Source organism: Staphylococcus sp. HMSC034G07 (assembly GCF_001835975.1).
GTDB classification, from domain to species: domain Bacteria; phylum Bacillota; class Bacilli; order Staphylococcales; family Staphylococcaceae; genus Staphylococcus; species Staphylococcus ureilyticus.
The window spans coordinates 134,345-154,143 of the sequence record NZ_KV826608.1; the positions used below are offsets into that span (position 1 = coordinate 134,345).

Genomic DNA, 19,799 nt, shown 5'->3' on the forward strand with positions numbered 1-19,799 from the left:
ATTACTAAAGTTTTTATTTTTTATTATAAGCTTGCATTTGTGCGTCTAATTTTTCTCGTTCTTGTTCATCCATTTCATCTTCAATTTCCATACCTAGCATCTCTTCAATCAAGTCTTCATGAGACACAATGGCATCTGTGCCACCAAATTCATCTAATACAATCGCTAAATGTTTGCGCGACACAGTCATTTTTCTGAGCACCCATTCTGCTCTATTATGTTCATTCACAAATAAAGGTTCTGAAGTATATTGTAAAATATCATTTGACTTTTCTTTACTCCATGCTAACAAATATTTTGAATGGAAAATGCCAATAATATGATCGATATCACCATCATATACTGGATAACGTGTATATGGATTCGTCACGACAGTATCATATGCATCTTCATAAGATATATCAGCCGGAAACGCGGTTACATTAATCCTCGGTGTTGTATCAATATTGGTTATTTTTAATTGTTCAAAATCCATAACACCTTGGATTCGATTTCGTTCCATTTCATTAAATGCACCTTCGCTACCTGCAATTGTAACCATCTGTCTAATTTCTTCTTTTGATAACCGTTGTTGATCTTCTTGTCCTTTGGAAAGTAAATTATTAATCATATCCGTTAACCAGTTTAACAATTTCGTAATTGGTTTAAATATTATGACAAAAAATGCAATTGGCGTGTAAACCAATCTAGACATACGATCTGGATAAGTTGCAGCAACAGATTTTGGAATTACTTCAGAAATAATGATGATAGCAACCGTTGTCACTGCAGTAGCTATACCAACGTTCACGCCAATATCCACTGCTAAGACTGTCACCAATGTAGGTAAAATAATATTCGCAATATTATTTCCAATTAAAATTGTAGTAATAAACTCACTGGGTTTTGTAAGTAGTTTTGATAATTTAGCGGATTTTTTATCTCCATTTTCAGCTTCAGTTTGTATTTTCATCCTATTTGCAGCAGTTAAAGCTGTTTCACTACCAGAAAAGAAGAATGAAGCAAATAAAAGTATGATTATAGCAATAATCATATCAGCATAACTCCTTTTTGTATTCTATAAAATTTTAAACGATATGTATCAATTCCCTCATATTACAATGCATAAACGCATTTCTAACTATTAGAACTACGTTTTCAAAACAATACGAATAAAAAAACACGAGGTGATACAAATTTGAATCCCAAAAGTATACGGGTATCAAAATAGTATCACTCGTGTTTTATATTTAATCATTTACTGTAAAACCAAATTTTTGATTACCAATTTTTAGCCGATTGAACCTTCCATTTCAAATTTGATAAGACGATTCATTTCAACAGCATATTCCATTGGAAGCTCTTTAGTAAATGGTTCAATGAAGCCCATAACAATCATTTCTGTTGCTTCTTCTTCAGAAATACCACGGCTCATTAAATAGAATAATTGTTCTTCAGAAACTTTTGATACTTTAGCTTCATGTTCTAATGAAATATTATCATTAAATACTTCATTGTATGGAATTGTATCTGAAGTTGATTCATTATCTAAAATTAAAGTATCACATTCAATGTTTGAACGTGCACCTTTAGCTTTACGACCAAAGTGTACGATACCGCGATAAATTACTTTACCACCGTCTTTAGAAATTGATTTAGATACAATCGTAGATGAAGTGTTAGGTGCTTTATGAATCATTTTTGCACCAGCATCTTGAACTTGACCTTTACCAGCGAAGGCAATAGATAACGTACTACCTTTAGCACCTTCACCCATAAGTACACAGTTTGGATATTTCATCGTTAATTTAGAACCTAAGTTACCATCAACCCATTCCATATTACCATTCTCATGTACTAATGTACGTTTTGTAACTAAGTTATAAACGTTATTAGCCCAGTTTTGAATTGTAGTATAACGCACATGGGCATCTTTGTGGACGATAATTTCAACTACAGCTGAGTGTAGTGAACTTGTTGTATAAACCGGAGCCGTACAACCTTCTACATAGTTAACTGAAGCACCTTCATCTGCAATGATGAGTGTACGTTCAAATTGTCCCATGTTTTCAGAATTAATACGGAAGTACGCTTGTAATGGCGTATCTAGCTTAATATTTTTCGGTATATAAATGAATGAACCACCAGACCAAACAGCTGAATTAAGTGCTGAGAACTTATTATCTCCAGCTGGCACAACTGTTGAGAAATATTGTTTAAATAGGTCTTCATTTTCTTTTAATGCAGTATCAGTATCTTTAAAGACGATACCTTTTTCTTCAAGTTCTTTTTCCATATTGTGATAAACAACTTCGGATTCATATTGGGCTGAAACACCGGCAAGGTATTTTTGTTCAGCTTCAGGGATACCTAATTTATCAAATGTACGTTTGATTTCTTCAGGCACTTCATCCCATGAACGTTCAGTTTGTTCAGATGGCTTAACATAATAAGTGATATCATCAAAATTCAATTCTGATAAATCGCCACCCCATTGAGGCATAGGCATTTTGTAGAATTGTTTTAATGCTTTCAATCTATAATTAAGCATCCATTCTGGCTCTTCTTTCATATTTGAAATTTCACGGACGATATTTTCTGTTAAACCGCGTTCTGATCTAAAAATGGAAACATCTTCATCATGGAAACCATATTGGTAATTACCCACATCAGGTGCTTTTTTAGCCATTTAAATCACTCCTTTTATATATTAAAACGACTCGCGTCAAGACAACTTCGTTTGTAGTTACATCGTATTACAACTAATCTTGGTGTTATGTCTAGTGTGAATGGAAATTTACACAATGTCAACGTATCAACATGGATTAGTCTTCTGTATTTCCTTCTTTTTCAACTGTACCTTTTTCTAAAGCTTTCCAAGCCAAAGTAGCACATTTAATTCTAGCTGGGAATTGAGAAACGCCTTGCAGCGCTTCAATATCTCCCATTGCTTCACTGATTTCATAATCTTCACCAAGCATCATTTTTGTGAATTCTTGACTCATTTGCATTGCTTCAGCTAAAGAGTGACCCTTTACTGCTTCAGTCATCATTGAAGCACTAGACATTGAAATTGAACAACCTTCTCCATCAAATTTTGCATCTTTGATAAAACCATCTTCAATATCAAACGTAAGATGAATGCGATCCCCACAAGTTGGATTATTCATATCAACTGTCATTGCACCAGTATCTAAACGCCCTTTATTTCTAGGGTTTTTATAATGATCCATAATGACTGAACGATACAACTGGTTTAAATTATTAAAATTCATATGAGAAAAACTCCTTCGTTTGCTTCAAGGATTCTACTAATTGATCAATATCTTCTTTAGTATTATAAATATAGAAACTTGCACGTGCAGTCGACGATTGATTCAACCATTTCATCAATGGTTGCGCACAGTGATGGCCTGCTCTAACTGCAACACCTTCAGTATCCACTGCAGTCGCTACATCATGAGCATGAACATCAGCCATATTGAACGTTATAACACCCGCACGTCTGTCTTTTGGTGGCCCATATATTTCTATACCTTCAATTTCAGACATCTTATCATAAGCATACGTCGTCAATTCATGTTCATGTGCTTGTATCGCATCAAAACCTAGGTTTTCAATATAACGGATTGCTTCAGCCAAACCAATCGCTTGCGCAATTAATGGTGTACCCGCTTCAAATTTCGTAGGTAAATCAGCCCATGAAGCATCATATTTTTCAACAAAGTCAATCATATCTCCGCCAAACTCGACTGGCTCCATTTTATCTAGCAAGGCACGTTTACCATATAATACTCCGATACCCGTAGGTCCTAGCATTTTATGGCCACTAAAACTATAAAAATCAACATCTAGTGATTGCATATCTAAATCCATATGTGGCGCTGCTTGTGCACCGTCTACGCTTACGATAGCACCATGTTCATGAGCAATATCAGTAATAGTCTTAATGTCATTAATTGTACCTAATACATTTGAAACGTGTGTAATAGCGACAATTTTTGTATTATCATTAATTGTTGCTTTTATATTTTCAATTGTAAGTTCACCATCATCTGTCATTGGAATGAACTTTAAAGATGCATGCTTACGCTTAGCCAATTGTTGCCAAGGCACGATATTGGCATGATGTTCCATTTCAGTGACTACAATCTCATCACCTTCTGAAATATTCGCATCTCCATAACTATGTGCAACAATATTAATTGATGCTGTAGTACCACGAGTGAAGATAATTTCTTCAAAATATTTTGCATTAATAAAACGTCTGACTGTTTCACGTGCGCTTTCATAACCATCAGTTGCTAATGATCCAAGTGTGTGTACACCACGATGTACGTTAGAGTTATAACGCTTATAATAATCCGCTATAACATCAATAACTTGTATTGGTGTTTGACTAGTAGCAGTTGTATCTAAATAAGCAAGGCGATTATTGTTAACTTTTTGGTTGAGAATTGGAAAGTCTTTTAATATTTCGTTAACATTTAATGATTGGGTCAAATTATCCACAGACCTTTCTTAATTTAAAAAATCAATAAAGAAACCGTAGCAATTTAAGAAATACAACAAACTAACGTATATTATTTCATTTAATCTGAGCATTTTATAGTCATGTTCAATAACATTCTCTTAATCTTATTTTGCTGCGGATTCAATTGTATTCAGTGTTTATTATTTATTAACTTTTAATTCGATGACTTCACGTAACTTACGTTGAACATCTTCGATTGGCAATTCACGTACAACTGGGTCCAAGAAACCATGAATAACGAGACGTTCAGCTTCTTGACGTGAAATACCACGGCTCATTAAATAATACAATTGTTCAGGATCGACACGACCAACTGATGCAGCGTGACCAGCCTCTACATCGTCCTCATCGATAAGTAAGATAGGGTTCGCATCTCCTCGTGCTTTCTCAGATAACATCAGAACACGAGATTCTTGGTTCGCAATAGATTTCGTACCGCCATGTTTAATATAACCAATACCATTAAATACTGTTTGCGCACCTTCTAACATTACACCATGTTTTAAGATGTAACCATTTGTTTCTTTACCATATTGAACAATTTTAGAAGTTAAATTAATTTTTTGGCTACCAGTACCAACAACAACTGATTTGAGTTCACTTTCAGAACGGTCACCAATTAAATTCGTTGTATTATCAATGATTTGGCTACCTTCGTTCATTAAACCTAACGCCCAGTTGATAGTGGCATCTGCTTCAGTAACACCGCGACGAATAATATGCCCAGTGAAACCTTTATCTAAATAATCTACTGAACCGTATGTGATTTTCGAATTAGCACCAGCACTCACTTCTGAAACAATGTTAAGTTGATTGCCTTCTCCACTGGCGATTGATAAGTAGTTCTCTACATACGTCACTTCAGCACTTTCCTCAGTTGCAATAATGACATGATTGAAGAAACTGGCATTTTCATCGTCATGCAATACTACATATTGAATTGGATGCTCAACTACTACATTTTTTGGAACATATACAAATACGCCACCATTTAACAATGCAGTATGTAGTGCAGTCAATCTATGTTCATCAACTGTAACAGTTTCATTCATAAAATATTTTTTCACTAAATCTGGATGGTTTATTAATGCATCTGATAAGCCTTCAACGATAACTCCATCATTTTGAGCTGAATCAGAAACTTTTGTGAACGCTAAAGTATTATTATGTTGAATAACCAAATTTTCAGTGTTTTCAACATCAATTATCTCTCTAACTTCACTTGGCAATTCTTCTAATGACTCATATACGCTACCTGTTGTTTCATGTTGTTTAAATGAATCAAAGTCCCATCTCGTGATTTTTGTTTTATCTGGTTTTGGCATTTCTAAAGTTTCAGTTAATTTCAACGCTTCTTTACGTAATTCAGTTAACCAAGAAGGTTCATTATGGGCTTGTGAATATTCAACAAGTTGTGCTTCAGAAATGTTCAAAGTTTCAGTCGTCATACTTTTTTCCTCCCATTTGATGATTGTATGATTTAACTCATCGGTATAAATCAAAACCTAAATCTTCATCTATAATATTTTTTCATATGAATTAAGACTTATTCTGCAGCATTAAACTCTTCTTTAACCCATTCATAACCTTCTTCTTCAAGGCGTTTCGCTAATTCAGGTCCTCCTGAAGTAACAATTTTACCACCGTACATAACATGTACATGGTCAGGTGTAATATAATTTAATAGTCGTTGATAGTGCGTAATGATTAATGAACCAAACGTTTCTCCGCGCATTTGATTGATGCCTTTTGAAACTACTTTTAATGCGTCAATATCAAGTCCTGAGTCTATTTCATCTAAAATAGCAAATTTAGGTTCTAACATCATTAATTGAAGAATTTCATTACGTTTTTTCTCCCCACCTGAAAATCCTTCATTTAAATAACGTTGTGCCATATCTTGATCAATATCTAAAAAGTCCATTTCCTTATCTAACTTTTTAATGAATTGCATTAAGTTAATTTCTTCGCCTTCTTCACGTTTAGCGTTTATCGCTGAACGCATAAAGTCTGCATTCGTTACACCAGTAATTTCTGATGGATATTGCATAGCAAGGAATAATCCCGCTTTAGCACGATCATCAACATCTAACTCTAAAATGTTAACGCCGTCTAATAATACTTCACCTTGTGTTACCTCATAGCTAGGATGTCCCATGATTGCAGATGATAACGTCGATTTACCTGTACCATTAGGTCCCATTACTGCATGTACTTCTCCTGTATTAATTGTTAAATTAACACCTTTAAGAATTTCTTTATCTTCAATAGACACATGTAGGTCTTTAATTTCTAATGTTGATGGCATACATATTCCCTCCGTATTATATGATATGTTTTTCCTATCCAGTTTATAATAATTTTAATCTACAGTCAAAAGACTGAGCCCTTGTTACACCTTCTAATTATAACGCAGTTGTGTTGGAATATAAACCTTTTCAAGTGCTAAATTAAAATTGTTATCAAAATACAATGATTTTTGTTAGTGCATTAAAGAATTCTTTAACTGATAATATAAGATATGATGTTCTCAACTCATTTATCCCTATATTATTCATTATGAACAAAGCATATTCTATAATCATTTATTCATTTTAACTTTTGTTTTTAATATAGTTCTATGACAAATTGTGCTATCATTTTTAATATATTTTAGATAGAAAGGATTATGATATGTCAAAAATTAAGTGGTCAAATCTATGGAAAGGATTTGCAATGGGCACATCAGATTTAGTACCCGGTGTAAGCGGAGGAACTATCGCTTTACTTCTAGGTATTTATGATGATTTTATACGCTCTATTAGTGGAATATTTTCAAAGAAGTTTTGGGAAAGCTTAAAATTCCTGATTCCTATTGGGTTAGGAATGGTCATTGCCATAGGTTTATTAAGTAAAGTAATTAATTATCTTTTAAGTGAACATACCGTGCCAACGATGTTTTTATTTGTTGGTCTAATAGCAGGCATCATACCCTATTTATTAAACACAGCAAGAGTTAAACAAACATTTCAAACTTCTCATTATTTACTCGTTTTACTTGGTATTATAATCATTGTAGTGATTACCTTATTAAATGATGGTGATAAACATGCAGGAGAAACACTTGAATTATCAACTGGTCTTATTATTAAATATTTTATTGCAGGTGTTTGTGCTTCTAGTGCAATGTTACTACCAGGTATTTCAGGGTCCTTTATGCTATTAGTATTTGGTGTATATGGTACTGTAATGTTTTCAATTTCAGAATTTATGTCTTTAAATTTTAACGCTGTACCTATCTTAATGATTGTAGGTATTGGAATTATTTGTGGTTTCTTATTTTCTAGTAAATTGATTCAGTACCTTTTAAACCATTACACATATTTAACATATGCCATTATCATTGGTTTTGTTGTAGGATCACTGTATGCAGTATTTCCTGGGTTACCAAGCGATGTTACTACATGGATTATTTCTATTATCACAATAATTTCAGGTTACTTTATTAGCTATAAACTAGGACATATTACGAGTGATGATTTTTAATGCTTCTATGCAGAAATCATATTAATTTATCAGTAGCTTACTAAGATTTTGACTTTGAAATCACGTAATAACATTTGATTTCTCCCCATATTAAAATATTAAAAGCCCGGAATGGTAATGATTCGTTGCAATAACTAGTTAAGTAGTTTAGTTACAAATCCATACCATATCCGGGCTATTTTACATTCATGCTTATACATCAACAGCGAAATGATATATGATGAACGCTTATATATAATGACGCAACCTATATCATGATATAAGTTACGCACAATTTTAAGTTCTCCCTGTCACAGTTTGAATGATAATATAATATTGAATAACGCCTTCAATATTTTCGTGCTTTAAAGCAATTCACTCAAACATAATTTAATTTTAGTCTATAAAACTTTAATTTTCAAATATGCACTTTTTCTATATAAAATCACCTTGTAAACAAAACAAATGAATACCGCTTCAACTTAAAAGCCATTTTGTAGACCATTAAGTCCATAGAGCAATATTTCATAAGTTACTCGCATCAAATAGTTTTTGATAGGAAAATATGATCATCTTGAGCCAATAAATTTAGGTCAAAAAAACTGTTTGGACGAATTTTCCGAGTTGTATTGATAATTTCACACACTGCCCTTTTACTAAATTCAAATAAAAACAACCCTTCAACTATTGAAGTTAAAGGGTTTGTTAATTGTGTTGCTATTATTTTGCTGGTACTACGGCTCCGTCATATTTTTTATTGATGTAATCTTTAATTTCTTTAGACTGTAATACATCCATCAACGCTTTAATTTTTTTGTCGTCTTTATGGCCTTCTTTTACACCAATCAAGTTAGCATATGGATTATCTTTTTCTTTTTCTAAAACAATTGAAGCATTTTTAGGACTTAATTTTTGATCAATTGCGAAGTTTGAATTGATGATTACTGCGTCAGCATCTTCTTTTTGATAAATCTTAGGTAAGTATTCTGCCGATTGTTTATTATTAAATTTGATATCTTTTTTATTTTCTACGATGTCATCAAATTTAGCATCTTCAGTTTTAACACCTTTTTTAATTTTAATTAATCCAGCGTCAGAGAAGAATTTTAAGAAACGTCCTTCTTCTGCAGGGTTGTTTGAAACATAAACAGTAGCACCTTTTGGTAATTCTTTTAAACTTTTATATTTCTTTGAGTAAACAGCCATAGGTTCTAAATGTACATTTCCTGCTGACTCAACTTTATAGTTTTTGTCTTTCTTTTCAGTATTTAGATAAGGCGTATGTTGAAAGAAGTTTGCATCTAACTCACCTTTATCTAATAATTTGTTAGGTGTTGTATAATCGTTAATCGTTTTAATTTTTAAGTCATAACCTTTATCTTTTAGAATTGGTTTTGCTTTTTCTAATATTTCAGCATGTGGTGCCGGAGAAGCGCCAACTGTAATTGTCTTATCTTTACCTCCGCCGCCATTACCACAAGCAGCTAATACTAATGCTAAAGCGATGATTGAAGCTAAACTAAATAATTTTTTCATATAATTGTCCCCTTTAACTTAACGTTTATCTATTTTATTAGTAACTTGATCTCCAATAAATTGGATGATAAAAACAATAATTAAGATTAAAATTGTAGAAACGAATATGACATCGTTTTGGTTTCGTGTGAAGCCAGTTAGGTATGCTAAGTTACCTAGACCTCCAGCTCCAATCACACCAGCTACTGCAGTAGAGCCTACTAATGCTATTGCTGTTACAGTTATTCCAGATATTAATGCTGGCATAGCTTCAGGTAACAACACTTTCTTAACTACTGTCCATGTTGTAGCTCCCATTGACCAAGCCGCTTCTATAACACCCTTGTCTATTTCTTTAAAAGCAATTTCCACTAATCTAGCGTAGAATGGTGCTGCACTGATAATTAGTGCAGGTAAAGCACCTGTTGGACCACTAATTGTTCCAAGTACTAAACTCGTAAATGGTATAAGTAGTAAAATTAAAATAATGAATGGTATTGCTCTGAATAAATTCACAATAAACGATACGACACTGTAAAACACTCTAGCTACTGGTGATTGGCTTTTAGCAGATAAGAATAAAAGCACACCAAGTATCAAACCAAAAATAAAAGCAAATATTGTAGAAATCAATGTCATATAAATTGTTTCATATGTAGCTAACCAAACTTCATCCCAACTTACATTAGGCATTGTTAGCATTTCCTGTAGAATCTCGCCGAATGAACTACCCATGCTTTAACACCTCCACAGAAACATGTTGTGCTGCTAAATCATTTTTGAACTTTTCGAATTTTTCAGAATTCACATCTAATAAATGTAATACTAAAAATCCTAGAGCACCATCTTTAGTATGCTTAATATTTGCTTCAAGAATATTAACATCTATATTATGTGTCTTTGTTATGTATGATACCAATGGTTCAGTTGTATTATTTCCTGTAAAATTCAATCGTACGATATAAGCAGTTTCATCTAATTCGATTAATTCAGAAATAGACTCATCAAACTCATCGTTTAAGTCCTCTTTCACAAAGCGTTTTGTTACTTCATGCTGTGGATTTTCGAAAACATTTGACACTTGTCCTTGTTCAATGACGCGACCATTTTCCATCACTGCCACTTCATCACAAATACGTCTTATGACCTGCATTTCATGTGTGATAATAACTATTGTTAAATTTCTTTCTTCTTTAATTTTTAATAATAATTCTAGTATTTCATCCGTTGTTTGCGGGTCTAATGCACTTGTAGCTTCATCGCAAAGTAAAACATTAGGTTCATTTGCTAACGCACGGGCAATACCTACACGTTGTTTTTGTCCACCCGATAACTCTGATGGATAGGCGTTTTCTCTACCCTTTAGTCCTACCAATTCCACCAGTTCAATCGCTCTTTTTTTGGCTTCATTGCGTGATACACCAGCAATTTCTAATGGAAAAGTAATATTATTTAAAACATTACGTGACCACAATAGATTAAAATGTTGAAAAATCATGCTCACTTTTTGACGTTTTTTTCTCAATTCTGATTTTGATAATTTCCCAATCGTATCTCCATCAATGATGACATCTCCTGAAGTTGGTTGTTCAAGATTATTTAAAAGTCTTATCAAAGTACTTTTACCTGCACCCGAAAAACCAACCACACCAAAAATCGAGCCTGATTGAATACTTAAATCAACATGATCTACTGCTAACACATCGTGTTTTTTCGTCTTGTATCTCTTAACGATTTGATTTAATTCAATCATTGTCGTTTCCTCCTTGTATTGCTCATTCAATTAAAAAATGCTTTCTCTTTTCACTGAAGAATAGAGAAAGCAATGTCGCTTCTCTCATCTTCTAAAGTTTATCTACTTTATGTGAATTGGCACCATTTCTATTACAGACGGTTGCCGGGCTTCATAGGGCACATCCCTCCACCTCTCGTGATAAGAGTACATTATTTAATTATCCATAATCCTACCATTGTACTAAAGATTCGTCAATAATTATTTTAAATTTTCTAACAAATAAGGCACTGATTGAAATGCATAAATTCTTTTTTGTTCTTCACCTTTAGACATAAGCATAAGTATCGGTACCGATTGTATCTCATGTTGTTGACTAAAATCAGGATGAAAATTTAAATCTATTTTAGTAATTGGTAATTTTAAAATTTCATTCGCAATATCTAACATGCGTTCTGACACTTTACATGTACCACAAGTTGGCGTATAACCAAAAATTAGATATTTTTCTTTATCTACGTGTTCGAAAACATTAACACGCGTTTCATTCTTTACATTCATGTTAATAAACTGACCCTTTCAGCAATATAATCTAATTTGGCTTTTGCTACTTTTTCTTCATCTTTCACTATAAAACCATGTTTTGCTAACACTTTTGACAAATAGGCTTTAGGGCATCTCGCTACTTCACCATATTGTTTCTCTATGCGAATATGTTTACTTTCACTTAAATATTTTTTGAACCATTTACGTATCTTTTCACCTTCATCATCTGCATCCGCAAGCACATAAACTTGCTTGTCGTATAACGATTCTATCATCTCATCTAACTTATCAATTCCCATAGTACCGTTTGTACAAATGATTTCAATCGGTTGGTCAATCACCTGCTTCACCCGTTTCTTGTCTGTTTTACCTTCGACAATTATAACTTGGTTTAATATCGCCATGACAGTCACCTCTAAATGTGATAGTAAATTCAATTTTATATTTAGTTCTACACCATACATTATCAACATAAACATTTATTATAGTTTCTTATTAAAATCTTATAATTGAACCATCCATTTGTCACCATTGAACTTTTTAATGTTTTTGACACTTCAAAATCAATTAATATATTCAAGTGAAATTTAATCTTTTGTTATAGAAAAATAAAAACTCCATGATATATCGTATCGTGGAGTTTGATCTCATATTATTCACCGATCATTTCAGAATATTGGTCAGCTGACATTAACTCGTCTAATTGACTTTCATCGCTTAACTCAACTTTAACCATCCATGCTTTTTCGTATGGTGATTCATTAACGAATTCTGGACTATCTTCTAGTTCATCATTTGTTTCTACAACTTTTCCTGAAACAGGTGCATAAAGTTCTGAAACTGTTTTCACTGATTCAACACTGCCAAAAGATTCACCTTCATCAATATCGTCATCAGTTTCAGGCAATTCAACGAATACGATATCACCTAATTCACTTTGCGCATACTCAGTGATACCAATTGTTACTGTATTTCCTTCAATTTTTACCCATTCATGTTCTTTAGAATATTTTAATTCACTTGGTACTGCCACGAGAATCCCCTCCTAAATGTTTTTACATATTCATGATGCCATATGAAAGGCTTACAATCAACTATTTAATTGATTTTACAATACTTCTCATGTTTTACAATTCATCGCACAAAACTTTTCCGAAGTATATAACGGTTTTTTCAAAAGTTGTTAAAAATGAATTGTAAAAGCATGTGTGTTTACAACCAAGTTTCCTTGTATTGTTCCTCTTTAAAACCTACCGTTACTTTATCCCCTAATACTGCGAGTGGTCGTTTCACTAACATACCATTTGAGGATAATAAATCTAGTTTTTCTTCGTCAGAAAGGTCTTTCAATTTATCTTTAAGGCCTAGTTCACGATATTTTGCACCATGTGTATTAAATAGTTTATTGATATCTATACCTGTAGTATTTATGATTTCTTTAAACTCATTTTTAGTTGGTGTATGTTGCACAATATCGATGGGTTCAAAACTTACCCCGTATTCTTGTAAAAATTTAGCTGCTTTTTTACAAGTTGTACAATTAGGATATTGGTAAAATTTTATCATTTTTCAGAACCTCCTATGCTTAGTTAACACTAATATAACAAACTTATAACAAAAACGCTCTAATTATTAAGCTGATTTTTTTATTTACTGCAATTTGTCAGTTATAATGTCAATACTAATATCTTTTATAAAGGAGTCTAATTATGGAATCTATTAATACTAATGATCAATTTAAAAGCACAATACAAAGCGACGCACCAGTCATCGTTAAATTTGAAGCAGGATGGTGCCCAGATTGTAAAGCTATGGACATGTGGATTGACCCAATTGTAGAAAAATACAACAATTATAATTGGTATACTGTAAACCGCGATGAATTAGAAGATGCAGCGGCTGAAAATGACGTTATGGGTATTCCAAGTTTATTAGTTTTTAAAAATGGGGAGAAATTAGCACATTTACATTCAGCAAATGCAAAATCCCCTGAACAAGTTGAATCATTCTTAGCTGAAACATTTGAGTAATTTTTGCTTTAATTCTTTTATTTTAACTTTTAAACAATCAAAATTTTAAAATAGACATTATTAGGGAGTGGATCAGAAATCTTTTTATTAAAAGATTTCTGATCCACTCCCTTTTTTCAAAATTAGAACTTATCAATGATTTGATTGTGCTGGCGTTCTCTGTGTGGCATTCTTTCTAAATCTTCCAAATCTGTTAAATATAATAACCCTACTAAACGCTCATCATCTTTCACACCAAATATTTTACGTATTTCAGGATTAAATATATAAGCCGGAGACTTCCAACATGTACCAATACCTGCTTCAAAAAGTAATAACATGAGATTTTGCGCAAATGCACCAAATGCCATATTATTCTCTAAACTTTCTTTTTGTCTTGGATCTTCTTTAACGATTAAAGCAAGCATACCACCTAAATTAGTAGCAACTTTATAGTGATCTTCCTGTTTTTTTCTTAGATTAGGAAAAGCAATTTCAGTTAATTGCTTACTCATATCTCCCAATCTATCTTTTGCGATATGAACCACTCTCCAAGGTGCTCTCAAACCGTGATTCGGTGCATCTGTAGCACGCTGTATCGCTTCATATAAAGCATCGTCATCTATATTCATATCTCTTCTAAAGACCTTTATACTTCTTCGTTGAGCTATTGCATCTTGTAGTTCCATCTAATATCGCCCTTTCACTATTGATAACTATTTTCAATTATAAGACAGGACGATAAGATTTTCAAACTACTGATATAACTTTAATTGCGCGCTTAAAGTTTCAACTTGAATCTGTCCAGGTGCTTTAGGATTATCTAAACAACCATATGATACTGCGCCTCCAAATAAACCTTGTGCAGTTCTCGAAATGGTGCCTAATTTTGACATTGCAATGCCAATGACTTGTTGCGGAACTGTATCTACTGTTGCTGATAATGCATATAATAAATTTAAAACATCTTCTTTACTTAAAGGCATGACCGCGACTTTTAAGTAATCTGGATTCATTTGATGCATTTTAAAATATAAATGTTTTAGCTGTGTGAGTGCTGGTGTTTTTTGAAAATCATGATAAGACAATATAACTTCAATATTATTTTTGTGTGCTTGGTCAATCAAGTTCAATATATATTGAGATTGTTGGTTAATTTCAAATTCTACATCAATCATATCTATGTGATCTATTTCAATTATGCTTTCAAGTAATTTAATGTACGAATCAAACGTCAAATCACCTTTACCCCCTTGTGATTGTGTCCGATACGTAACTAAAAGTTTTTTATTTAAATTTAATTCATATAATTTATCAATGACATTAGCTATATCATTTATCTCTGGTGTTGCCCAATGATCAACTCTCAATTCTATTATATCGATAGAAGTTTGATATTTTACTAATTCATGTAAAAAAGTTTGTGAAATTTTATTTTCTGGCTCTATCGTTACCGCAATTTTTACTTCAGACATTTTAAAAACTTCCTTTTCAATCAACATTAAAATTATTGTATAACAATCTTAAGAACTTACACAATCTTTAAAGCGTACATTTAAACAAATAACAAAAATCCATTCACCTTTTATATGATTTAAATTTAATTTTAAGGGTATTGTTGTTATATAAGTAATTTAGGAGGTAATATAATGGCAGTAAATTATGAAACAAAAGCAACGAATACAGGTGGTCGTAACGGTCACGTGCAAACAGATGATAAAGCAATTGATGTAGCAGTCATTCCTCCAGCACAAGCTGATGCTGAAAAAGGTACTAATCCTGAACAATTATTTGCAGCAGGTTATGCATCATGCTTTAATGGTGCATTTGATTTAATTCTTAAACAAAACAAAGTCAGAGGCGCTGAACCTGAAGTCACTTTAACTGTACGTTTAGAAGATGACCCAGATGCAGAAAGCCCTAAATTAAGTGTTTCAATAGATGCAAAAGTTAAAAATGTTTTATCACAAGAAGATGCTGAAAAATATCTACAAGATGCACACGAATTTTGCCCATATTCAAAAGCGACACGCGGTAATATTGACGTAGATTTAAATGTACAAGTAGTAGAATAGTAACAATAAAAGCCCCCAAAATTCGATTAGAATTTTGGGGGCTTTTATTTTTAAATTAGTACTGCTTATGCTTATGTCGTGATGTCTTTTGATCATTTCCTCTTTTTTTAATTGTCTTCATCTTTATAATTAATCCATATGTAAATCATTAATATGGCAAAAGAAATCAAGATAAGCAAAATTAGCGAAACTATAATAGTCATTAAAGATTCCACTTATCGTGCCTCCGCTCATAATATATCACTCACCATATTATACCATAACTATCCTATCCATTCGCGTCATTTAAAAATTAAATAAAATACAATTAAACACTTAATAATTTTATATTTTTTTGGCTTTCGAAATAAACATGATTCCATGTTTTTGAATAAAATTAAATATAGTGTTGCTCAATTTTACTTTTTCCCTTAAAATCAAATTTAATACGGCGTTAAAATTAATTAAACTATTATATAAATGGTTTATAAAATTTAGGAGGCACTCAATGACAAATATACGTTACTTATCAATCGATGATATATCCAACTATAGAACATTATTAAAACGTGGCATTCATGAAGATCTTGACGTATTTGCATGGAAATTGCAAAATGATCGCTGCTTGGCCGAACTAAATTTACAAGATTTACTTTCTACCAATTCAAATAAATCAATTGTCATTGGAGCCTTTCAAGATAGCGTTTTGATAGGTGCTGTAACACTTATATTTAATCAGAGTTATAGCTTGGCACACAAAGCAGTTATTGAGAATATGTGTGTTATGGGCGAAAACCATGAATCTAGAGAATATCTTGCTAAACAATTAATGGAATATGTATTCCAAATCTGTCAAAAAAAACAAATTGAAATTCTAATGACTTCACTTATATCAAATAATATTAGTGGCAAAGTCTTTTTTAGCAATTTAAATTTTGAATTACTTGCAATAGAAAAATTTGCTCGGAAATATGAAGTGGGTTATGTTGACGAACACTGGTTGATTTATTATTTCAACGGAGAAGATATGGCATTATTCGAATAACATATGACATAGTTATTGAAACCACCTCATTCAATCAATATACGTTCCACTACCTATGATCATTTAGCATTTTTGTTAATAACCTTTTTAATAAATGTTATGACATATTTAAAAATGACTTGCAATTAAATTGTTAAGCAAATATTATTTTATTAAGCTATCATTTAAAACATTAGATTAATAAAAGTATTTCTTAGAGAGGACTGAACAATTTGAAATATGCAACGACATTATTATCACTGTTCTTGTCATTAATTACATTAACTACCCCATTATTAGCTGTTAATAAAATTTTAGAAGAAGATATGCAATTATTAGCTGGTCTATTATTCATTTTAGGCGTACTACTCATTAATTTATATGCATGTTTACGTGGGGATCGTATTGCTAATATATTTGCAATGTTGGTATCGTTATTTTCATTAGCATTATTAAGTTATCCATTTTGGAATTCGTATGTAATAAACTTTTTCATTTAATTTTATGAATACATATTTTTTATAATATTTAATTATCAAAACACTTCATAACTATACATTTTAGTTATGAAGTGTTTTTTCTATATACATTTTTTAAAAAAGAAAAAAATTTTATTTTAAAAATTTTCTGAAAAGTATATAATGATTAAAACAAAGGGGGAAAATTGAATATATGAACTTAGCAATTCTCGGTTTTATTATGATTATCATCTTTATGGTATTAATTATGACTCGTAAAATGTCAGCTTTGACTGCATTAATTGTTATACCAACCATTTTTGCTTTAATCGGTGGTTTCTACTCAGGTTTAGGTAAGTTTATGCTAGATGGCATAGAAACTGTTGCACCAACTGGAATTATGCTGACTTTTGCCATACTTTATTTTGGCGTTATGATAGATGCAGGATTATTTGAACCAGTCATTAATCAAATTATAAAAGTCGTTAAAGGGGATCCAGTAAAAATAGCAATAGGGACCGTAATATTAGCATCAATGGTAGCACTTGATGGTGATGGTACCACTACTTTTATCATAACTGTAACTGCAATGATGCCGCTTTATAAAAAAATTGGTATGAGTCTGTATACTTTATCTACATTAGCACTTTTATCTATCGGGGTTATGAACATGTTACCTTGGGGCGGACCCACTGCACGTGCGATTTCATCTTTGCAAGTAACTACTGAGGAAGTCTTTGTACCAATCATTCCTGCAATGATTGCTGGTATATTATTTGCTTTTGGAGTTGCTTACATACTTGGAAAACGTTCAAAAAGATATCTCACATCAAATACAAATATTGATTTAAACGATATAAAACCTACTGATACAAAAGAAGAATCTTTATTAAAAAGACCTAAAATGCTTATTCCAAATGCGATACTTACAATTTCATTAATCATCTGTCTGGTTATCGGCTTAATGCCAATACCAGTTATGTTTATGCTATGGTTTGGCTTTGCAATTTTACTAAACTATCCTAATTTAAGTATCCAAAATTCTGTTGTGAAAAAACATGCTGGCGACGTACTTTCTGTAATTAGTCTTGTTTTCGCTTCAGGTATATTTACAGGCGTAATGAATGGGACAAAAATGGTTAACGAAATGGCTAATACCTTAGTACAAATTATACCAGATGCTATGGGTAACCACTTTGCACTAATCACTGCAATTCTGAGCGGACCATTTACATACTTTATGGCAAATGATCCTTTCTATTATGGTGTATTACCTATTTTAGCTGAATCTGCACAACAATTTGGCATTTCTAAAGTTGATATGGCCAGAGCTTCAGTTCTTGGTCAACCCTTACATGTATTAAGTCCATTGTATGCTGCTGGTTATTTACTTGTAGGTATGCTAGATATAGAATACGGTCAAAATCAGCGTATTGTAATAAAATGGGCAGTTGGCTCTAGTCTATTCATGATTTTAATTGCTTGTATTTTAGGAATTATACCGTGGTAAAATGTAATTCACAACTTGCAACTAGAATATATGTAAAGTAAACAAAATCGTTAGCTTTTAAATATAAAAAGCACTCATCCAATTTTTTAGTTTGGATGAGTGCTTTATTTGTATACGAGATGAATAATTTGCCTCACCAAGTTAATTAGTCGATGATACGTTTTTCGTACTGTGCTTATATTTATATATTAACGATGATAAATATAAGCTTTAAAACACTGCATAATAACAAATTTCAATCATTTATTATTTTTTCATCAATAAGTAGACAAATAACATAAAATTGTCGTTTTATTTTATAGGTACTTGGGTAAAACTTAACGTCGGATTTACAATGTTAAGGAGTGTTTTTATGGATTAGATTCATGAGTGCAAATATATTAATCCTTCAAAAATTTCTCTCGATTGGGAATGTTTTGTTCTAAGTAAAAGTGACATGGAATTGGATGGTTTACCTACAGAACTTATTAATACATGGATGGCTCAAAATATTATTGAACCTTTTTCAATAAGAAATAATGAAATTAACTTTAGAACGGAAGACATTAAACATGCTTTAAAAATAAGAAATTGGTATTACGAACACTGAATCTTTATTTTAATTGACACTTAAATTATTCAGATATAAACTTAATGCCCTTTTTGCAGATGTCATTACTTCATTGTAATTATAATTCGTTTTAAAGTATGCATATAATTCCTGATAACCAGTTGCATGTTTAGGGAAATTGTTATCTTTATTTATAAAATAGGCAAGTTGACCAAGTGGCGTGTCGTCATTAACAAAGTCAATAATAAAATCATAAAATGTCATAAGCATTACCTCGATTACTTAAATTTTAATCGTTACATGTCTTACTATTTAAAGCCTTTTCATAATCATAACAAATAATATTTATTTGTCTATCACTGTTCATTTTTAAAATTAAAAATG

General features: G+C 31.9%; 23 protein-coding genes and 1 riboswitch. Of the genes, 7 read left to right on the forward strand and 16 right to left on the reverse strand.

The features are described 5' to 3' along the window. Positions 1-13: 13 nt before the first annotated feature. From HMPREF2586_RS06725 to sufC, 6 genes are all read right to left on the reverse strand, one after another. Complete coding sequence (locus HMPREF2586_RS06725; RefSeq protein WP_046207504.1) at positions 14-1,033, reverse strand: hemolysin family protein; 1,020 nt, start codon at positions 1,031-1,033, stop codon at positions 14-16. Between the two features lie 237 nt (positions 1,034-1,270). Further along, positions 1,271-2,668 carry a Fe-S cluster assembly protein SufB gene (sufB, locus tag HMPREF2586_RS06730; RefSeq protein ID WP_046207503.1) on the reverse strand — a complete coding sequence of 466 codons (1,398 nt, stop codon included), beginning with the start codon at positions 2,666-2,668 and terminating at the stop codon, positions 1,271-1,273. 136 nt (positions 2,669-2,804) lie between these two features. Further along, positions 2,805-3,254, reverse strand: a complete 450-nt coding sequence (gene sufU, locus HMPREF2586_RS06735; RefSeq protein WP_046207502.1) for a Fe-S cluster assembly sulfur transfer protein SufU — start codon at positions 3,252-3,254, stop codon at positions 2,805-2,807. Beyond that, positions 3,244-4,482 (reverse strand): cysteine desulfurase, encoded by a 1,239-nt coding sequence (locus HMPREF2586_RS06740; protein WP_046207501.1) that lies wholly within the window; start codon positions 4,480-4,482, stop codon positions 3,244-3,246. Before HMPREF2586_RS06740 ends, sufU begins: the two co-directional genes overlap by 11 nt. A gap of 171 nt (positions 4,483-4,653) precedes the next feature. Further along, positions 4,654-5,961: a Fe-S cluster assembly protein SufD gene (sufD, locus tag HMPREF2586_RS06745; RefSeq protein ID WP_070657802.1), complete on the reverse strand. Its 1,308-nt coding sequence runs from the start codon at positions 5,959-5,961 to the stop codon at positions 4,654-4,656. Positions 5,962-6,059: 98 nt separating this feature from the next. Continuing rightward, positions 6,060-6,821, reverse strand: a complete 762-nt coding sequence (sufC, locus tag HMPREF2586_RS06750) for a Fe-S cluster assembly ATPase SufC (RefSeq protein WP_046207499.1) — start codon at positions 6,819-6,821, stop codon at positions 6,060-6,062. Between the two features lie 365 nt (positions 6,822-7,186). Between sufC and HMPREF2586_RS06755 the strand changes: the two genes are divergently transcribed. Then, on the forward strand, positions 7,187-8,038 hold the full coding sequence (locus HMPREF2586_RS06755; RefSeq protein ID WP_070039165.1) for a polyprenyl-phosphate transporter PopT: 852 nt from the start codon (positions 7,187-7,189) through the stop codon (positions 8,036-8,038). Positions 8,039-8,737: 699 nt separating this feature from the next. On the opposite strand, the gene HMPREF2586_RS06760 is transcribed toward HMPREF2586_RS06755, so the two are convergent. The 7 genes from HMPREF2586_RS06760 to HMPREF2586_RS06790 form a co-directional block, all read right to left on the reverse strand. Beyond that, a complete protein-coding gene (locus tag HMPREF2586_RS06760; RefSeq protein ID WP_070812697.1) occupies positions 8,738-9,553 on the reverse strand; it encodes a MetQ/NlpA family ABC transporter substrate-binding protein in 816 nt (271 codons plus the stop codon). Between the two features lie 18 nt (positions 9,554-9,571). Then, positions 9,572-10,267, reverse strand: a complete 696-nt coding sequence (locus HMPREF2586_RS06765; protein ID WP_046207496.1) for a methionine ABC transporter permease — start codon at positions 10,265-10,267, stop codon at positions 9,572-9,574. Further along, the gene (locus HMPREF2586_RS06770) at positions 10,260-11,285 is read right to left on the reverse strand and encodes a methionine ABC transporter ATP-binding protein (protein ID WP_046207495.1); all 1,026 of its coding nucleotides are present in this window, start codon (positions 11,283-11,285) and stop codon (positions 10,260-10,262) included. Before HMPREF2586_RS06770 ends, HMPREF2586_RS06765 begins: the two co-directional genes overlap by 8 nt. A gap of 81 nt (positions 11,286-11,366) precedes the next feature. Beyond that, positions 11,367-11,472, reverse strand: a riboswitch (SAM riboswitch). A 53-nt stretch (positions 11,473-11,525) separates the two neighbouring features. Continuing rightward, on the reverse strand, positions 11,526-11,825 hold the full coding sequence (locus HMPREF2586_RS06775) for a thioredoxin family protein (RefSeq protein ID WP_046207494.1): 300 nt from the start codon (positions 11,823-11,825) through the stop codon (positions 11,526-11,528). Continuing rightward, positions 11,822-12,214: a toprim domain-containing protein gene (locus HMPREF2586_RS06780; RefSeq protein WP_046207493.1), complete on the reverse strand. Its 393-nt coding sequence runs from the start codon at positions 12,212-12,214 to the stop codon at positions 11,822-11,824. The genes HMPREF2586_RS06775 and HMPREF2586_RS06780 overlap by 4 nt, the downstream gene beginning before the upstream one ends. 248 nt (positions 12,215-12,462) lie before the next feature. Then, on the reverse strand, positions 12,463-12,843 hold the full coding sequence (gene gcvH, locus HMPREF2586_RS06785; protein ID WP_046207492.1) for a glycine cleavage system protein GcvH: 381 nt from the start codon (positions 12,841-12,843) through the stop codon (positions 12,463-12,465). Positions 12,844-13,022: 179 nt separating this feature from the next. Then, entirely contained in the window at positions 13,023-13,376 is a 354-nt protein-coding gene (locus HMPREF2586_RS06790) for an arsenate reductase family protein (RefSeq protein ID WP_046207491.1), read from the reverse strand. A 143-nt stretch (positions 13,377-13,519) separates the two neighbouring features. On the opposite strand from HMPREF2586_RS06790, the gene HMPREF2586_RS06795 reads away from it, so the two are divergent. Next, complete coding sequence (locus HMPREF2586_RS06795; RefSeq protein WP_046207490.1) at positions 13,520-13,840, forward strand: thioredoxin family protein; 321 nt, start codon at positions 13,520-13,522, stop codon at positions 13,838-13,840. 122 nt (positions 13,841-13,962) lie between these two features. Here the strand turns inward: HMPREF2586_RS06795 and HMPREF2586_RS06800 are convergent, their stop codons facing one another. Further along, complete coding sequence (locus HMPREF2586_RS06800) at positions 13,963-14,508, reverse strand: nitroreductase family protein (RefSeq protein WP_046207489.1); 546 nt, start codon at positions 14,506-14,508, stop codon at positions 13,963-13,965. Positions 14,509-14,574: 66 nt separating this feature from the next. Next, positions 14,575-15,294: a type I 3-dehydroquinate dehydratase gene (gene aroD / locus HMPREF2586_RS06805; RefSeq protein WP_070657810.1), complete on the reverse strand. Its 720-nt coding sequence runs from the start codon at positions 15,292-15,294 to the stop codon at positions 14,575-14,577. A 174-nt stretch (positions 15,295-15,468) separates the two neighbouring features. Between aroD and HMPREF2586_RS06810 the strand changes: the two genes are divergently transcribed. The 5 genes from HMPREF2586_RS06810 (at position 15,469) to HMPREF2586_RS06830 (ending at position 19,454) form a co-directional block, all read left to right on the forward strand. Further along, positions 15,469-15,894 (forward strand): organic hydroperoxide resistance protein, encoded by a 426-nt coding sequence (locus HMPREF2586_RS06810; protein WP_046207487.1) that lies wholly within the window; start codon positions 15,469-15,471, stop codon positions 15,892-15,894. Positions 15,895-16,381: 487 nt separating this feature from the next. Next, a complete protein-coding gene (locus tag HMPREF2586_RS06815; protein WP_070039160.1) occupies positions 16,382-16,918 on the forward strand; it encodes a GNAT family N-acetyltransferase in 537 nt (178 codons plus the stop codon). Between the two features lie 212 nt (positions 16,919-17,130). Beyond that, the gene (locus HMPREF2586_RS06820; protein ID WP_070657812.1) at positions 17,131-17,397 is read left to right on the forward strand and encodes a hypothetical protein; all 267 of its coding nucleotides are present in this window, start codon (positions 17,131-17,133) and stop codon (positions 17,395-17,397) included. A 172-nt stretch (positions 17,398-17,569) separates the two neighbouring features. Further along, positions 17,570-18,865: a CitMHS family transporter gene (locus tag HMPREF2586_RS06825; RefSeq protein ID WP_070039157.1), complete on the forward strand. Its 1,296-nt coding sequence runs from the start codon at positions 17,570-17,572 to the stop codon at positions 18,863-18,865. A 361-nt stretch (positions 18,866-19,226) separates the two neighbouring features. Continuing rightward, positions 19,227-19,454, forward strand: coding sequence for a hypothetical protein (locus HMPREF2586_RS06830; protein ID WP_070812698.1), 228 nt, complete (start codon positions 19,227-19,229; stop codon positions 19,452-19,454). Positions 19,455-19,463: 9 nt separating this feature from the next. Here the strand turns inward: HMPREF2586_RS06830 and HMPREF2586_RS06835 are convergent, their stop codons facing one another. Further along, entirely contained in the window at positions 19,464-19,679 is a 216-nt protein-coding gene (locus tag HMPREF2586_RS06835) for a sterile alpha motif-like domain-containing protein (RefSeq protein ID WP_046207482.1), read from the reverse strand. Positions 19,680-19,799 lie beyond the last annotated feature (120 nt).

What these genes read in the sequence shown, in the direction of transcription:
- HMPREF2586_RS06725 (WP_046207504.1), bottom strand. Translation starts at nt 1,033, where the DNA reads ATGATTATTGCTATAATCATACTTTTATTTGCTTCATTCTTCTTTTCT.
- sufB (WP_046207503.1), bottom strand. Translation starts at nt 2,668, where the DNA reads ATGGCTAAAAAAGCACCTGATGTGGGTAATTACCAATATGGTTTCCAT.
- sufU (WP_046207502.1), bottom strand. Translation starts at nt 3,254, where the DNA reads ATGAATTTTAATAATTTAAACCAGTTGTATCGTTCAGTCATTATGGAT.
- sufD (WP_070657802.1), bottom strand. Translation starts at nt 5,961, where the DNA reads ATGACGACTGAAACTTTGAACATTTCTGAAGCACAACTTGTTGAATAT.
- sufC (WP_046207499.1), bottom strand. Translation starts at nt 6,821, where the DNA reads ATGCCATCAACATTAGAAATTAAAGACCTACATGTGTCTATTGAAGAT.
- HMPREF2586_RS06755 (WP_070039165.1), top strand. Translation starts at nt 7,187, where the DNA reads ATGTCAAAAATTAAGTGGTCAAATCTATGGAAAGGATTTGCAATGGGC.
- HMPREF2586_RS06760 (WP_070812697.1), bottom strand. Translation starts at nt 9,553, where the DNA reads ATGAAAAAATTATTTAGTTTAGCTTCAATCATCGCTTTAGCATTAGTA.
- HMPREF2586_RS06765 (WP_046207496.1), bottom strand. Translation starts at nt 10,267, where the DNA reads ATGGGTAGTTCATTCGGCGAGATTCTACAGGAAATGCTAACAATGCCT.
- HMPREF2586_RS06770 (WP_046207495.1), bottom strand. Translation starts at nt 11,285, where the DNA reads ATGATTGAATTAAATCAAATCGTTAAGAGATACAAGACGAAAAAACAC.
- HMPREF2586_RS06775 (WP_046207494.1), bottom strand. Translation starts at nt 11,825, where the DNA reads ATGAATGTAAAGAATGAAACGCGTGTTAATGTTTTCGAACACGTAGAT.
- HMPREF2586_RS06780 (WP_046207493.1), bottom strand. Translation starts at nt 12,214, where the DNA reads ATGGCGATATTAAACCAAGTTATAATTGTCGAAGGTAAAACAGACAAG.
- HMPREF2586_RS06790 (WP_046207491.1), bottom strand. Translation starts at nt 13,376, where the DNA reads ATGATAAAATTTTACCAATATCCTAATTGTACAACTTGTAAAAAAGCA.
- HMPREF2586_RS06795 (WP_046207490.1), top strand. Translation starts at nt 13,520, where the DNA reads ATGGAATCTATTAATACTAATGATCAATTTAAAAGCACAATACAAAGC.
- HMPREF2586_RS06800 (WP_046207489.1), bottom strand. Translation starts at nt 14,508, where the DNA reads ATGGAACTACAAGATGCAATAGCTCAACGAAGAAGTATAAAGGTCTTT.
- aroD (WP_070657810.1), bottom strand. Translation starts at nt 15,294, where the DNA reads ATGTCTGAAGTAAAAATTGCGGTAACGATAGAGCCAGAAAATAAAATT.
- HMPREF2586_RS06810 (WP_046207487.1), top strand. Translation starts at nt 15,469, where the DNA reads ATGGCAGTAAATTATGAAACAAAAGCAACGAATACAGGTGGTCGTAAC.
- HMPREF2586_RS06815 (WP_070039160.1), top strand. Translation starts at nt 16,382, where the DNA reads ATGACAAATATACGTTACTTATCAATCGATGATATATCCAACTATAGA.
- HMPREF2586_RS06825 (WP_070039157.1), top strand. Translation starts at nt 17,570, where the DNA reads ATGAACTTAGCAATTCTCGGTTTTATTATGATTATCATCTTTATGGTA.
- HMPREF2586_RS06835 (WP_046207482.1), bottom strand. Translation starts at nt 19,679, where the DNA reads ATGACATTTTATGATTTTATTATTGACTTTGTTAATGACGACACGCCA.